This is a genomic window from Bosea sp. NBC_00550 (assembly GCF_026020075.1).
Classification (GTDB): Bacteria; Pseudomonadota; Alphaproteobacteria; order Rhizobiales; family Beijerinckiaceae; genus Allobosea.
In genome coordinates this window covers 334,878-349,948 of record NZ_CP102772.1, presented here as the reverse complement: position 1 = coordinate 349,948, position 15,071 = coordinate 334,878, and the positions used below count along the sequence as shown (strand labels likewise).

The following is a 15,071-nucleotide window of genomic DNA, read 5'->3' as shown; positions in this document are numbered from 1 at the left end:
GGGTCCGATGGCAGGATTGCAAAGTCAGGACTTCGCCCGCATCTCGGCGACCACCTTCAGGCCGCCGGATGTCCGCCACGATTTCGAGGTGGCGAAGCTCATCGATGTCTCGAAATGCATCGGCTGCAAAGCATGCCAGGCGGCCTGCCTCGAGTGGAACAATCTGCGCGAAGAGGTCGGCTACAACCGCGGCGTCTACGACAATCCGCATGACCTGACGCCGAACACCTGGACGCTGATGCGGTTCACCGAATGGGAGAACCCGGAGAGCGGCAATCTCGAATGGCTGATCCGCAAGGACGGCTGCATGCACTGCGCCGACCCCGGCTGCCTCAAGGCCTGCCCCTCTCCCGGCGCGATCGTGCAGTACAACAACGGCATCGTCGACTTCGTCTCGGAGAACTGCATCGGCTGCGGCTACTGCGTGAAGGGCTGCCCGTTCAACATCCCGCGCATCAGCCAGACCGACCACAAGGCCTACAAGTGCACGCTCTGTTCGGACAGGGTCTCCGTCGGCCAGGCGCCGGCCTGCGCCAAGGCCTGCCCCACCGGCGCGATCGTCTTCGGCACCAAGCAGGCGATGCTGGACTATGCGCAGACGCGATTGACGGATCTGAAGTCCCGCGGCTTCAAGAATGCCGGCATCTACGACCCTCCGGGCGTCGGCGGCACGCATGTGATGTATGTGCTGCACCATGCCGACAAGCCGCAGCTCTACGCCAACCTGCCGCAGAACCCGCGGATCAGCCAGGTCGTCGAGCTCTGGAAGGGGCTGACCAAATATGCCGGCATGGCAGCCATCGGCTTTGCCGCCACCTTCGCCTTCGTCCATGGCATCGTGGCACGACGGAACGATGTCAGCCGCGCGGAGGATCGAGAGGCCGAGCATCTGATCGACGAGGAGGCCGCCCGTGGTCGTGAGGCGTGAAGAGGAGAGCACGACAGTCGACCGCTATCCCGGCCGCGTGCGCGTCAACCATTGGGTCACAGCGATCTCGCTGATCCTGCTCGCGGTCAGCGGGGCCGCCCTGTTCCACCCCTCGCTGTTCTTCCTGTCGAGCTTCTTCGGCGGCGGCTCCAACACGCGGGCGCTGCATCCCTGGATCGGCGTCGTGCTGCTCGCCAGCTTCGCCATCCTCTTCGTCCAGATGGTCAGATACAATTTCTGGACGAAGGTCGACACGCAGTGGATGCGCCATATCGGCGACGTGATGTCCGGTCATGAGGAGAACCTGCCGGAAATCGGCAAGTACAACGGCGCACAGAAGATCGTCTTCTGGCTGATGACGCTCCTGATCCTCGTCCTGTTCGGGACGGGTATCATGATCTGGTACGAATATTTCGGCGCGACCTTCACCATCGAGCAGCAGCGCTTCGGCCATATTCTGCATGCGCTGGCGGCGATCGCGATGCTGCTGGTCGTCATCGTCCATATCTATGCCGGCTTCTATGTGCGCGGCACCATGAACGCGATGACCGAAGGCAAGGTGACGGGCGGCTGGGCCTTCCGCCACCACAGGCTCTGGCTGCGCAAGGAAGCGCGCGAAGGCGTGATCGACGAGCGACAGGTGCCGCCGCGCCGCCACAGCCCCGGCGCGGCCGAATAAGACCCGTTGCGGCGCGGCTCAGGCCGCTCCGCCTCCCGTGACCCGTGCGGTTCGAGAGGACCAGGATGAGCAATGTTCCGGGCTTCGATGCCCTCGAAAATGTCGGCATCGCCGAGCGCGACAAGCCTCCCTTCGTCAGATTGCCGAAGCCCGAAACCCTGTTCGGCCTGAGAGCCATGCGCTTCGCGGCGCTGGCGCCAGGGCACCAGCTCGAAGCTTACCTCGCCTTCCTCGCCGAACTGTCGAAGATGCAGGACAGGGTGGTGCATGAACTCCCGTCCCCTGCCCTGCCGCCCCTGACCGAGATGCGCCAGCGCGCCGGCCACGCCATGCCGATCCTGCCGCGCGAGGGGCTCGCCGACGAACCGGCCGCCTCGGAGAGCTTGGCACGACTTACCACCCTGCTTGCCGATGTGGCGATGCCGGACCTGGCCCGCGCCGCGCTCGAACGTGCCCGTAATGCGACCGGTGAAGAGCGTCAGGCGATGTTCGCCGCGGTGCTGGCGGACGCCGTGCCAGTCGAGACGGTGGCCGAGCATATCTTCGCCGCCGCAGCTCTTCAGGTCGTTGCCGCCCGGCGCGCGGCGCAGCTCAATCCGCTGCTGCCGCAGCCGGTCGCGCACGGGGTCTGTCCGTGCTGCGGCGGACCGCCCGTCACCAGCACGGTGGTCGGCGACGCCAATATCGAGGGCGTGCGCTACGTCCAGTGCTCGCTCTGCGCTGCGCAATGGAACCATGTCCGGGTGAAATGCGTCTCATGCGGATCAACCAAGGGCATCGCCTATCAAGCGATCGAGGGCATTGCCGACACGATCAAGGCTGAAACCTGCGACGAGTGCCGGACCTATGTGAAGATCCTCGAGCAGCGCAAGGATATGGAGCTGGAACCGGTGGCGGACGATGTCGCGAGCCTCGGGCTCGACCTGCTGGTGACCGAGGCCGGCTGGCGACGCGCAGGGGTGAACCCGTTCCTGCTGGGATACTGATTTGTTGGTCTGCCGTGGAACCACTGCCGTCATCCCGGACGGAGCAAAGCGGAGATCCGGGATCCATCGTCGGGCTCCGCAGCCCTTCGATGGATCCCGGGGCAAGCCCGGGATGACGGTCGTGTTTCATCGCAAGACGAGCAGAGTAATCAAGCGTCTCCCGGAGGGAGCCTGATGAACAAACCCGAACGTTTCCGCCCGCCATCTGTCGACACCGTGCTGCGCAGCGCCGGCGGCGAGCTCGCCATCGCAAACCATGGGCGGATGTCCGCAACCGATGCCGTGCGGCAGGTGCTGGACCGGCTGCGTGCCGGTGGCCAGCCGATTGGGGGATCTGTCGAGCAGATCGGCCGCATGGCGCTGGACTTTCTGGAAGAGCGCGGTCGGCCCTCGCAACGCCCGGTCATCAACCTGACCGGCACGGTGCTGCACACCAATCTCGGCCGCGCGCTGCTGGCGGAGGAGGCGATCGAGGCTGTCGTCGCCGCGATGCGCGCGCCAACGAACCTCGAATACGAGATCGAGGCCGGACAGCGCGGCGAGCGCGACGCGCATGTGCGCGGTCTCATCCAGGAACTGACCGGCGCGGAGGACGCGATCCTCGTCAACAACAACGCCTCGGCCGTGCTGCTGGTGCTGAACACGCTCGCCCGCGAGCGCGAGGCCATCGTCTCGCGCGGCGAGCTGATCGAGATCGGCGGCGCCTTCCGCATGCCCGATATCATGGCCCGCGCGGGCGCCGTCCTGCGCGAGGTCGGCACGACCAACCGCACGCATCCCAGGGACTATGCCGAGGCCATCGGCCCGCAGACCGGGCTGCTGATGAAAGTCCACACCTCCAACTATGTGGTGCAGGGCTTCACGGCCGAAGTCGAGCCCGCCGAACTCGCCAAGCTCGCGCGCCAGCATGGCCTGCCCTTCGTCGACGATCTCGGTTCCGGCACGCTGATCGACCTGTCCCGCTGGGGCCTGCGCCGCGAGAAGACCGTGCAGGATGCGCTGAAGGGCGGCGCCGATCTCGTGACCTTCTCCGGCGACAAGCTGCTCGGCGGACCGCAGGCCGGCATCGTCGCCGGCCGCAAGGACCTCATCGCCAAACTGGCGAAGAACCCGCTGAAGCGGGCGCTGCGACTCGACAAGCTCCGGCTCGCGGCTCTGGAGGCGACGCTCAGGCTCTATCGGAATCCCGACAGGCTGGCGGAGCTGCTGCCGACGCTGAGACTGTTCACGCGAAAAGCTGCGGATCTGCGTGCGTTGGCGGAACGGCTGCAACCGCAGCTCGCGGGCGGGCTCGGCTCAGGCTGGGTTGTCGACATCATCGATTGCGCCAGCCAGATCGGCTCCGGCGCGCTGCCGCTGGAGACTTTACCCAGCGCCGGGTTCGCGATCCGTCCGGCCGGCAAGGCTGCAGGCTCCGCCGTCGAGAAACTGGCAGCCGGCTTTCGGGCCGTGCCGGTGCCGGTCATCGGCCGGATCGCGCAGGGCGCCCTCGTCTTCGACCTCCGCTGCCTGGAGGACGAGGCGCTGTTTGGCGCGCAGATCAGTGCCCTCAAGCTCGAGGGTGGCGATGGGCTGGCTTGACCGACTGCTCGGGAAGGCGCCGGCCGGCGGTGACAACGTCGCTGCCGCGATGGCGCGTGCCACCGAGGCGGTCGGGCGCGGCGACCATCGGGCCGCGCTCGCGATCTGGGGGCCGCTCGCGCATGCCGGCGTCGGGCGCGCGCAGAACAATATCGGAGCCTGCTTCGCCGAAGGGCTCGGCATCGAGCGCGATCCGGCGCTGGCCGTGCGCTGGCTGACGCTTGCGGCCGAGGGCGGCGACCCGGTCGGGCAGCGCAACCTGGCGGCCCTCCATTTCAAGGGCGAGGGCGTCGCGCAGAGCGATGACGAGGCCCTGCGGCTCTATCGCCTCGCCGCCGAGCAGGGCGACGCGCCGGCGCAGGACATGCTGTCCTGGATGTTGCTGGAAGGCGGCCAGATAGCCGATCGCGACGAAGCGCTGCGCTGGGCCAAGGCGGCGGCCGAAGCTGGCATCGCCACCAGCATGACCCGGCTCGGCATGATGCATCACGATGCGCTCGGCGTGGAGCGCGATCCAGGCCTCGCCGCGCATTGGTGGCAGCGCGGCATGGCGGCGGGCGATCCGGATTCCGAGGCAATGCTCGGCGCCGCGACCCTGCTCGGCCAGGGCGTGGCGCAGGATGCGGAACGCGCGCTCACCCTGCTGCTCTCGGCCGAGGGCAAGGGCAGCCTGCTCGCGGCGCCCTTCATCAAGGCCGCGCGCGCCGCCTCCCCGGCGGAGGCCTGAGCCATGATCATCGGCACGGCCGGCCATATCGACCATGGCAAGACCTCGCTGGTCAGGCGGCTGACCGGCGTCAACACCGACCGACTGAAGGAGGAGAAGGCACGCGGCATCAGCATCGCGCTCGGCTTCGCCTATTGGCCGCAAGCCGACGGGTCCGTCGTCGGCTTCATCGACGTGCCCGGCCATGAGAAGTTCGTGCATACGATGCTGGCGGGAGCCTCGGGCATCGACCTCCTGCTCCTCGTCGTCGCGGCCGATGACGGAGTGATGCCGCAGACGCGCGAGCATGTCGCCATCGCCCGGCTGCTCGGCATCGGACAGGCCGTCGTGGCGCTGACCAAAGCGGATCTGGCCGATGCGGAGAGGCTGGCCGAGGTCGAGGCGGAGATCGCTGGCCTGCTGGCCGATACGCCCTTTGCCGGGGCGCCGATCCTGCCCGTCTCGACGGTGGACGGGGCGGGCTTGCCGGAACTATCCGCGCTCCTTGCTGCCAATGCGCGCGAAATCCAGGCCCGGCGCAACGACGGCGCCTTCCGCCTCGCCGTCGACCGCTGCTTCACCTTGCAAGGCACCGGCACGGTCGTGACCGGCACGGTGCTCTCCGGCAACGTCGCGTCCGGCGACGGCGTCATCATCTCGCCGACCGGAATTCCCGCCCGGATACGCTCGATCCATGCCCAGAACCGCCCTGCCGAACGCGGCCAGGCCGGCGATCGCTGCGCGCTGAACCTCGCGGGACCGGGTATCACCAAGGATGCCATCCGGCATGGCGACATGGTCGTGGCGCCGCCTCTGCATATGCCGGCGATGCGGATAGACGCCGAGGTGACTGTCCTGGCGTCGGAGACGAAGCCGCTGACGATGTGGCAGCCTGTCCGCCTGCATCATGCCGCGACGGAGGTGGGCGCGCGCCTCGTGCTTCTCGGCGACGAGATCGCACCCGGTACGACCGCACTCGCCCAGCTCGTCCTTGACGATCCTCTGGCCGCGGCAGCACTCGATCGCTTCGTGCTGCGCGACACCAGCGCCCAGCGCACGATCGGGGGTGGGCGCTTCCTCGATCTGCGTGCGCCGGAGCGCCGGCGCCGCGCGCCCGAACGGGTTGCGCAATTGGCCGCGCTCTGCCTTGCCGATCCTACCGACGCGCTGAACGCGCTGCTGCGGGTGCCGCCTCATCATGCCGATTTCGACGGCTTCGTGCGCGACCGTGCGCTCGGCGCGGAGGCCGTGCATGAGCTGACCACGCGCCTCGGCCTCGTCAGGACCGGCGCATTGGCGATGCTGCCGGAGCATTGGCAGACGCTGGCGCAAGCCACCGTCGACCGGCTGGACGCCTGGCATGGCGAGCATCCCGACCTGCCGGGCATGGGGCTGGAGCGCCTGCGCCTCGCCGTCGCTCCGCGTCTGCCGGCGCCTCTCTTCCGAACCGTTCTGGCGCGGCTGGCAGAGGACGGCGCGGTCGTTGCCGCCGGCTCATGGATGCGCCGGCCCGGCCACGAGGTTCGGCTTTCGCCGGAGGACGAAGCGCTCTGGGCCCGGATCGCACCGCTGATCGACGGAGAGGAGCGTTTCCGGCCGCCGCGTGTGCGCGATATCGGCCAGACGCTGGGCCGCCATGAAGAGGATATCCGCCGGCTGTTCCGGCTCGCCGGGCGGCGCGGGGATGTCCACGAAGTCGCGCTCGACCATTTCTTCCTGCGCGCGACGCTCGCCGAGATGATCGGAATCGCGACCGGGCTTGCCGGCGACCATCCCGCCGGCTTCAATGCGGCGCAATTCCGCGACAAGCTCGACAACGGCCGAAAGGTCGCTATCCAGATTCTCGAATTCTTCGATCGCCACGGCCTCACCATCCGTCGCGGCGATCTCAGGCGCATCAACCGGCAAAGGCTCGACCTGTTCGGCCCGCAGCCGGCGATGCCCGATGGAGGAGAAGCGTCCCCGGTGGGGCGTCCGGACTTCAAATCCGGGAGGGGCCGTCAGACGGTCTCTGGTGGGTTCGACTCCCATTCTCTTCCGCCAGTTCACTGAGGCGGCATGACGGACGCGGACGCCCCTGCCCTCGACCTGATCGCGCGCTTCGAGCGTGCGGCGGAAGCGGCGCGGCACACCGAGGACGGCTATCGCAAGGAAGCTGCGACGCGGATCGCCGCGCTGGCGCATGACCGCAGCGGTGCCTTCCGGCGGCTCAATCTGGTGCGCGGCGCGGTCGCAGCCATCGCGGATGCCGAAGACCCCGAAAAAGCGGTAGCGCGCGCTCGCTTCATCGTAGCGCAATCGCTCGGCTGGGAGGAGATCGGCCCTCCACAGGAGCGCGTGCTGGACCGGCTTGTGCCCTTCCTCGAAGCCTTGCGGGCCGGGATGGCCGATGGGGATGCCCTACGCGCTGATGACGCAGAACATGCGCTGCGTAGCTTCGAGGACTGGTACCGCACCGAGACCGGCAGCGATTTCTACGCCCTGTTCGATCGCTACATGCCAGAGACGCCGCGTGTCGACTTCTAGAGGGCTCGGGACCGACTTCGACCGCTGGCTCTGGAAGCTCTTTCGCAAGGGGCCTTTCACCGCGCTGATCGTGCTGGTGAAGATCGCCGATCCGAAGGTCGAACCGCTGCGCTCGACCTTCGTCCACATCGTCGGCGACGAGATCGACTGGGGCGATATCGTCATGATGCTGCGGGGCGCGGGCGTGAACTGGGATGGCGCCGCCTTCTTCCCAACGCGCGACGACGATGGCGGGCTGGTGCCCGACGAGATCGCCCGCGCCCGGCTGCGCGAACTCGAGAGCGCCTTGCGCGAGGACCGGCTGGTCCTCAACAAGGGCGCCTTCTTCGATGTCTGGGGGCGGAACCTGGAGGTTCAGGAGGCTTGAGCAGTTCCCGCCAGCCTGAAGAATTGCGTCATGCTCGGGCTTGCCCCGAGCATCTCCGGACACGGAGGCTCCTCCGCCTCTTCCGGCAAGAGATTCTCGGGTCGCCGCGGAGCGGCGCCCGAGAATGACGGCGGGGCTTTTCAGACCACCACCACCCGACCCGGTCCTGCCTCGACCGAGCCGATGATCCGCGCCGCCGGATAGCCGGCGCTCTTGACCTGCGCCAGCAGATCCGACGCCCGCTCCGCCTTGCAGGAGACCAGCAGCCCGCCCGAGGTCTGCGGATCGGTCATTAGATGGCGTTGCCAGTCGGGCAGCCCGACCGGCAGCGCGACGCCCTCGCCATAGCTCGCCCAGTTGCGGTGGGAGGCTCCGGTAACCCGTCCTTCCTGCGCCAATCGCTCGGCCTGCGACAGGAACGGCAGATCGGCGAGATTCAGCTTCAGCGTCGCGCCCGAGGCGCGCCCCATCTCCAGCCCATGGCCGAGGATGCCGAAACCGGTGACGTCGGTGATGGCGTGGACGTCGTCGTCCTTCGCGAGTTCGGCACCGATGCGGTTGAGCAGCGTCACCGATGCCAGCATCTCGTCATAGGCGGCCGGAGAAAGCTGCTCCTTCTTGAACGCAGCCGAATAGATGCCGACGCCGAGCGCCTTGGTCAGGATCAGCGTATCGCCGGGCCTGGCTCCGCTGTTGCGGCGCAAATTCCGAGGCTTCACCAGCCCGATCACGGCGAGACCGTAGATCGGCTCGGGCGCGTCGATCGAATGGCCGCCGGCGACCGGGATGCCGGCCTCGGCGCAGATCGAGGCGCCACCCTTCAGGATTTCGCGGGTCGTCTCGATCGGAAGCTTGTCGAGCGGCATGCCGAGGATCGCCAGCGCCATGATCGGCTTGCCGCCCATGGCGTAGACGTCGGAGATCGCATTGGTCGCGGCGATGCGGCCGAAATCATGGGGATCGTCGACCATCGGCATGAAGAAGTCGGTGGTCGCGACGACGCAGGTATCGTCATCGATCTGCCAGACGGCGGCGTCGTCACCCGTCTCGGTGCCGACGAGCAGTTGCTTGTCGGGACCTGCGGCCGGATGCTCGGCCAGAAGCTGCTGCAGCACGGAAGGCGCCAGCTTGCAGCCACAGCCACCGCCATGCGCCAAGCTGGTCAGCCTCGGAGCGGCCGGCCGCACGGGCGCCTCGCGCTCGATCGTTTCACTCATCATCGGTCTCCGGGGCAAAGCCGGCCGGACACGGCGCGTGTCCGGCCGAGACGGTTCAGGCGGTGATCTCGGCCGCCTTGATCGTGTATTTGAAGGTGTCGGGATCAAGGCAATCGAGCAGGGCGCCCGCTACCTCCGCCTGCGGATACATCAGGAAGCCGACCTTGTGCTTCGAGCCCGGCAGTTCGAGGTCATGCGCCATGTTGTAGCCGAGCCAGTTGCCCTCCCAGGCGCCGAACAGGACGTCGCGCGCCGCCACCACCTTCGGATTGTCGATCGCGTTGTTGCCGGGCGGCTCCTCGAGCACGACCTTGCGGACATCGGCCGGATCGGTCGCGACCCAGCCATGGCCTTCGAGCCAGACCTCGGCGCGGCAATGCTGCGCCTTGGTGATCACCTCCGAGCCCGCGCCCAGGCTCTTGTAGCCGAACTGCGAGGGCGCGACGCGAATGCCGTAGATGTCCCGCGCCGGAATGCCGGCGGCGCGCACCAGCGCGACATAGAGCGCGTTCAGATCGGCGCATTTGCCGCCGAGATTGCCGGTGCGCAGCATCGAGGCGACATCGCCTGTGCCGCAACCGCGCGTCTTTGCGTCGCGGAACGTGTTCTCGACGACCCATTGGTAGATCGCGAGCGCCTTCTCAACATCGCTCGCCTTGCCAGCGCTCGCCTTGTCGGCAGTTTCCTTGACGATGCCGTCGGTCGGCATCAGCTCGGTCGCCTCCAGATAGAGCTTGCGATCCGCCGGGCTCAGCGCAGCCTTCTGGCCCGCAGCGAAGTCCTCCGCGCGATCACGCAGCGAGAAGCGGCTCCTGACCTCGACGGAGGGAGCTGCCTCACCTTCCTTGAAGACGACATGCAGCATCTGAGCGCCGTACTTCGGATCGCGCACAACCTCCGCAGAACCTGCATTGCTCTGCCAATCATTGCGGCCGGGCTTGATCCATTCGGCCTCTGCGACGGAGGGCAGCGGAATCCAGGCCTGCGTCTTCCCCTGCCCTGCGAGATCGAGCCGTGTCACCACCTCGAAATCGCGCCATTTGCCGGGCTTGGGGGCGAAGGGGACCGCCTGCGCGAAGCCCTCGCGCGGCAGCAGAAGCGCCGTCCCCGCGGCGGCACCGGTCCTGAGCATGTCGCGTCGGCTGATCATCATGGGCTCCCTCTCTTGTATCGTTGGTGGTCATTGCGTTTGGCTTCGCAGCGCCAAGGCCCCCAGCGCTGCCAGCACCTTCGGGCTGGTCCAGTCGAGCGGTTCGGCGGTCATCAGTGCGGGCCGCTGCTCGCGATCGAGCACGAAGCTCGTCGGCAACCCTTCCACTTGCCAGCGCTTCATCACTGCCCGGTCGCGGTCGAGCAGGATCGGGAAGCGCACGGGGCGGTCGCGGAAGAAGTTGCGCACACGCGCATCGACCTCGCCGACATTGACGGCGAGGATCGTCAACGGTCCATCGGCGCGGGCCGCCAGCGCATCGAGCGAGGCCATCTCCTCGATGCAGGGCGCGCACCATGTCGCGAAGAAATGGACGATGACCGGGCGGCCCCGAAAACCGGCGAGATCGCGCAGCGGACCGTCGAGCTGGTCGAGCGCAAGCGGCGGCGTGGCCTGCGCAGGCCACGCGGTGAGATTACCGGCGAGGAGGTCCGTGGCCGCCAGACATGTCGCCAAGACCGAGAGCGCTCCGGCAAGGAAGCGCCTTCGCTGGAGACCGCATCGGTGAGCGCCCCGACACGCGGGAGCTGCGACGGCAAGCACACGCCATCCTTTCCCGCGCTGGCGATGGCGTCAACCGGTTCCTTGGCAGGGTGCATGGGCCTTGCAGCGCCGTTCAAGCGCGTGGAGATGTGGTTTGGAAACCGAAATCCGGCTGCTTTCGCGTGCCCCTTGCCGGCAGTTCGAAGCAGGGTCATTGTTCGCCATGATGAAGTTCCTGCTCATCATCGGAATCGCCGTGAGCTGCGGCCTGGCGATCTGGCTGGCACTGGAGGGAAACGCCGTCATGGCGCTCCCGCTGGTCATCGTCGTGGCTGCCCTGATCCGAACGCTCGTTCGCCTCATCAACGGCAAGCATTTCCGGCCAGCAGAGACGCCGATAGCGCAGGATTCCGAGGATTGACGGACGGCGGCCGGAACGGCTTCCGGTCCCACGAGGCGTTTCCGGCAATCTCGATATCTCTCGTAGAGAACTGGCTAACCAAACGTCAGGCTTCGCGCTGATCCCCGCTGTATTCGATGCTATTTTCGATCTGGCCGACATAACGATCTCCTCAACGGGGGGCACCATGGCTGAGCGGGTGAAGGAGCTGCTGGCGCGCGACGTCGAGACCCTGCGCGCGGATTTGCTCAAGGCGGGAGTTCTCACCGCGAAGGCCCTGCAGGAAAGCGCCGAGAGCCATGTGGCGCATCTGAATGCGGTCTTGCGCGAAACGCAGGCCCTGCAGGACGCATCGTTCTCGGTGGTGAATCGGGTCATCGCCTTCGCCAAACTCCTGTACGCCCAGGCTGCGATCATCGAATCGGAGCAGGCCCGGCGCGACGCACTGGCGGCGGTCGATGGCCTGGCGGCGGTGATCGACCATGCCGAATGGCGGGAAGAGAGCTGGCTCCCGGCTTGAGCGTGCCGCTGTCCCGTCCTTCAGCACAATCCGACCGGTTTCCGCTCCGTCCGAACACGGACTGTAGAAAGCCGGCTGAAGTGACTGGACAGCCCTGACGACAGCCTCTATATCGCCCCAACCAACACGGACGGCGCTTCGCGCTCCCGGGGCGCCCAGGTAGCTCAGTTGGTAGAGCATGCGACTGAAAATCGCAGTGTCGGTGGTTCGATTCCGCCCCTGGGCACCATTTGTTCTCTTTTGAGCCTTAAGGCCTTGAGAACACTGGAATTTCCTCTCTCACCATAAGTGTCTGCTGCCCAACGGTGTTGATGGGCGGTGTAGAATGGTCTTGAGAATCCCTCGACCAACAAGGCGGTCAGACAGTGGCTTTCATCAATTTTGCGCCCACGTTCCCTGCGACCTCCAAGAGCGCCTGAGAGGCCACAAGACTACCCTCGCTCTCCCTCCTGATTCCTCAGGGCAGGAGATGATCGTGCGGGCCACCTTCGGGCGTGTCGTGAGATTTTCCCTGAGGACGCATGATCGCTCGCTAGCCGCAGCCCGCAATAGTGCTGCCGTGGGTCAGCTTGCGGTGCTTTATGCATGCATCCGCAATGGGGCTGTGAAGCCTGAGGAGGCGTATGGCGGCCTCGCGCTGCCTTGGCTAGCCAAGAGACCGGAAAGCGCTCAGGGGAGCGGGGCCTCACCCCAGCAGCGGCCCTCCAAGAGTGGCCTATCCACTTTCCCTGCACCGCCGAATGAAAAGGCTTCGCTCACAAGCATCTGCCAAGACTGGTGGGAGGAAGCCAAGGCGGCCGGAAGAAAGCCCAGCACTCACGAGAGCTACAAGAACACCACCAGCAGCCTTGTTACATTCCTAGGCCATGACGATGCTTCGCGGGTGACACCGGACGACATCGTGGACTTCAAGGATTACCGTCTATCGTCCATCAATCCCCGTACTGGGAAACCCATCTCGGCAAAGACCGTGAAGGATAGCGACCTATCGGGCCTCAAGACCCTCTTTGGATGGGCAGTGAGCAACCGACGCATGCCCAGCAATCCCACTCATGGGATCACCATCAAGCTCGGCAAGCGCAAGATCACCCGGTCTAAAGGCTTCACGGATGATGAGGCCGAGGCGCTTCTCAAGGCCGCTGACGCGCTTACGCCGGGCAATGAACAGCCCAAGACCTTTGATGCGAAGCGGTGGATTCCATGGCTATGTGCCTACACAGGAGCCCGTGTTGGCGAGCTATGTCAGCTTCGCAAGCAGGACTTGAAGCGGGTAGGCAGCCATTGGGTGATCCATATCAGTCCTGAGGCAGGCACGGTGAAAACCGACGAGGCCCGAGACGTTGTGATGCACGAGCATCTTGTAGCCAAGGGCTTCCCCGAGTTCGTGCAGGGCTGCAAGGTAGGTCACCTGTTCCTCAAGCCAGCCCAAGAAACAGGAGACGTCCTTGGGCCGCTCCAAGGGGTCAAGAACCGCCTAGCCGAAGAGGCACGGGAGACGGTCAAGGATACCCGCGTGATGCCGAACCACGGCTGGCGGCACCGATTCAAGACCGTGGCCCGCTCAGTCGGCATGGATGGCCGCGTGGTAGATGCGATCCAAGGGCATGCTCCTAGGACCGCTGGCGATGATTATGGAGATGTGACTGTGGAAGCTATGGCTCTAGCCATTGCGAAGTTCCCGAGGCAGATCGCGAGGGAAGAAGCCACGGGGGCTTAAGGGCTCCTAAGATCCTCACAGTTGAGCGATCCATTACACGCAACAATCTCTCCATGCTAAACTTTTCCACGCAACATTATTACAATAGCTTAGAGTCCCTGAGCATTCCGCATCTGCGCCAATGGGAATGCTCAGGGGCTTCTGTGTCACCGTTGATCACGCCGCTCGTGCGGTGATCGTCTCTGCCTCTTCAGCCGTTACAGGCTTATCCCCCAGCCAATCCTTCAGGAGGCCCCTCATGCGGCCCGATGGGATAAAGACAATGATGGGCTCGCCTTCTCTAATCTGGGAACGCCAAATCCATTGGACCATCTCCGAAAGTGCATAAGCGTCTTCGTCCATAGCTATTCCGCGATCTTGAAAGTAGGCAGCCACATATGGATGGGGAAAGATGTTGCAGAGGTAGGCAAGCGCCTTCTTCTCCCGGTACTCATTGGTCGCCTTGGCATTACAAGGGATGAATCCACGTGAATATCGAGCCCCTTTAAGCGTCCCCTTGACCACTCCAAAGGTTGTCCAAGCATTATCGACTGCCGGCGTTTTGGTCACAGATTTGAAGAAATACTCTATGGTTGCCTTGATAGACTGAAGTTGCTTGTCGGTTCGGTCCTTTAGCCAGGTGGATGAGAACGGGTTGCTTTTGCCAACGCGCTGCCCACAGTCGTTCAAAGGCCCCTCGTAGATAGTTATAAGCTGCCGCAAGCGCTGCTTAAGGCACACCTCCTCATCGTTATCAGCGTAGGGAACAACCTTCCGATTCCCAAGGGTCTTGAGTTCGTATTCCAGCCCTTCCGCTTGCAAGTACGAAGCCATCGCGGAGCCAGGAAAGAGGTATGTTAGGATCAATACATCCTCAAAGGCACGAATGAACTCAGAAGGAAACTCCCAGATCAGTACCTTGTCCCTGACGAATACAAGGTTTCCGTTGTCGCAGAGACGTTTGATATGGTCGAATTTTCCGACATATTTCTTGTGATCATCGTTATTCCATCTAATCCTCCGCGACTCCTTATCGACATAGATCATGCCCTTATCGAGGAGCAAAGCACGATCAGAGGCCGAAAGCTCATCAAAGAGAGCGACACACTCTAAGGTCTCATCTATAACCAGAGTGTACCCCTGCTCCTTGATCTTCGCACACATGTCCTTAGTGAGAAGCTTAAATAACGAGTGCGTAGTGCATATGTTCTCACCACGATCTATGAGGCTATCAAGATGGCATAGCTTCCGCCCATCGATAGACTGAGGATTACGAAAATTAAGCCTAGGGCACATATCGGTGATACGATCCACCTCACTGAGCAAGGGGGCCACATAGATGAACTTAGGCATGCAGTGATCTTCATTATCGAAGCTCAATGACACAGCCTTTGTATGAGTTTGGTTGATACGGTCGATCATGTATGTGGTCTTTCCAGAGCCCATGATTGAGTCAATGATGGTTATCAATTTAGTAGTTTTCTTTCGGTACTTGAGGAATGAGCAATGACAACCACGACACTCTGACGCTCAATAGAGCACGAGTCGTGGGCATCATTAGTTGAGTAGTTGCTCTTGGGGGTGGGGGTTATATTAATACCCCCTTCCAGAGACTTCTTAAGGATACCCCTTAAGTCTCTATGCTTTTCTTTTAAGGATCGATCTAAATAACTGTTATTGTGCAGTATGTTACTGAGATCGACTCCAGTTTTCTCAAGCGCAAACTTGGACTAAAGACACACTGTTGTGGCTTATACGCCGGCGTTTCGAGG

General features: G+C 64.2%; 14 protein-coding genes, 2 tRNA genes and 1 pseudogene. 13 read left to right on the top strand and 4 right to left on the bottom strand.

Annotated features, from left to right (window positions below):
• Positions 1-7 precede the first annotated feature (7 nt).
• From fdxH to NWE53_RS01695, 9 genes and pseudogenes are all read left to right on the top strand, one after another.
• Positions 8-928 carry a formate dehydrogenase subunit beta gene (gene fdxH, locus NWE53_RS01735; RefSeq protein ID WP_265052669.1) on the top strand — a complete coding sequence of 307 codons (921 nt, stop codon included), beginning with the start codon at positions 8-10 and terminating at the stop codon, positions 926-928.
• On the top strand, positions 912-1,607 hold the full coding sequence (locus tag NWE53_RS01730) for a formate dehydrogenase subunit gamma (RefSeq protein WP_265052668.1): 696 nt from the start codon (positions 912-914) through the stop codon (positions 1,605-1,607). Before fdxH ends, NWE53_RS01730 begins: the two co-directional genes overlap by 17 nt.
• A gap of 65 nt (positions 1,608-1,672) precedes the next feature.
• Positions 1,673-2,593, top strand: a complete 921-nt coding sequence (fdhE, locus tag NWE53_RS01725; RefSeq protein WP_265052667.1) for a formate dehydrogenase accessory protein FdhE — start codon at positions 1,673-1,675, stop codon at positions 2,591-2,593.
• Between the two features lie 174 nt (positions 2,594-2,767).
• A complete protein-coding gene (gene selA, locus NWE53_RS01720) occupies positions 2,768-4,174 on the top strand; it encodes an L-seryl-tRNA(Sec) selenium transferase (protein ID WP_265052666.1) in 1,407 nt (468 codons plus the stop codon).
• A complete protein-coding gene (locus NWE53_RS01715) occupies positions 4,161-4,901 on the top strand; it encodes a tetratricopeptide repeat protein (protein WP_442864930.1) in 741 nt (246 codons plus the stop codon). The genes selA and NWE53_RS01715 overlap by 14 nt, the downstream gene beginning before the upstream one ends.
• A 3-nt stretch (positions 4,902-4,904) precedes the next feature.
• A pseudogene (selB, locus tag NWE53_RS01710) lies at positions 4,905-6,722 on the top strand (selenocysteine-specific translation elongation factor); the annotation flags it as partial.
• Between the two features lie 105 nt (positions 6,723-6,827).
• Positions 6,828-6,923: transfer RNA gene (locus NWE53_RS01705), tRNA-Sec, on the top strand.
• A 15-nt stretch (positions 6,924-6,938) separates the two neighbouring features.
• Positions 6,939-7,406 (top strand): hypothetical protein, encoded by a 468-nt coding sequence (locus NWE53_RS01700; protein ID WP_265052665.1) that lies wholly within the window; start codon positions 6,939-6,941, stop codon positions 7,404-7,406.
• Positions 7,393-7,773, top strand: a complete 381-nt coding sequence (locus tag NWE53_RS01695) for a hypothetical protein (RefSeq protein WP_265052664.1) — start codon at positions 7,393-7,395, stop codon at positions 7,771-7,773. The genes NWE53_RS01700 and NWE53_RS01695 overlap by 14 nt, the downstream gene beginning before the upstream one ends.
• A 140-nt stretch (positions 7,774-7,913) precedes the next feature.
• On the opposite strand, the gene selD is transcribed toward NWE53_RS01695, so the two are convergent.
• From selD to NWE53_RS01680, 3 genes are read right to left on the bottom strand one after another with little or no spacing between them, the layout of a single operon-like run.
• Entirely contained in the window at positions 7,914-8,990 is a 1,077-nt protein-coding gene (selD, locus tag NWE53_RS01690) for a selenide, water dikinase SelD (protein WP_265052663.1), read from the bottom strand.
• 55 nt (positions 8,991-9,045) lie between these two features.
• A complete protein-coding gene (locus NWE53_RS01685) occupies positions 9,046-10,140 on the bottom strand; it encodes a transglutaminase-like domain-containing protein (RefSeq protein ID WP_265055058.1) in 1,095 nt (364 codons plus the stop codon).
• A gap of 30 nt (positions 10,141-10,170) precedes the next feature.
• Positions 10,171-10,656, bottom strand: coding sequence for a TlpA disulfide reductase family protein (locus tag NWE53_RS01680; protein WP_265052662.1), 486 nt, complete (start codon positions 10,654-10,656; stop codon positions 10,171-10,173).
• Between the two features lie 181 nt (positions 10,657-10,837).
• Here NWE53_RS01680 and NWE53_RS01675 point away from each other — a divergent pair, with 181 nt between their 5' ends.
• The 4 genes from NWE53_RS01675 (at position 10,838) to NWE53_RS01660 (ending at position 13,320) form a co-directional block, all read left to right on the top strand.
• Positions 10,838-11,104, top strand: coding sequence for a hypothetical protein (locus tag NWE53_RS01675; protein ID WP_265052661.1), 267 nt, complete (start codon positions 10,838-10,840; stop codon positions 11,102-11,104).
• Between the two features lie 166 nt (positions 11,105-11,270).
• On the top strand, positions 11,271-11,603 hold the full coding sequence (locus NWE53_RS01670; RefSeq protein WP_265052660.1) for a hypothetical protein: 333 nt from the start codon (positions 11,271-11,273) through the stop codon (positions 11,601-11,603).
• 153 nt (positions 11,604-11,756) lie between these two features.
• Positions 11,757-11,832: transfer RNA gene (locus NWE53_RS01665), tRNA-Phe, on the top strand.
• Positions 11,833-12,162: 330 nt separating this feature from the next.
• Positions 12,163-13,320, top strand: a complete 1,158-nt coding sequence (locus tag NWE53_RS01660; RefSeq protein WP_265052659.1) for a tyrosine-type recombinase/integrase — start codon at positions 12,163-12,165, stop codon at positions 13,318-13,320.
• A gap of 156 nt (positions 13,321-13,476) precedes the next feature.
• Here the strand turns inward: NWE53_RS01660 and NWE53_RS01655 are convergent, their stop codons facing one another.
• Positions 13,477-14,721 carry a hypothetical protein gene (locus NWE53_RS01655; protein WP_265052658.1) on the bottom strand — a complete coding sequence of 415 codons (1,245 nt, stop codon included), beginning with the start codon at positions 14,719-14,721 and terminating at the stop codon, positions 13,477-13,479.
• Positions 14,722-15,071 lie beyond the last annotated feature (350 nt).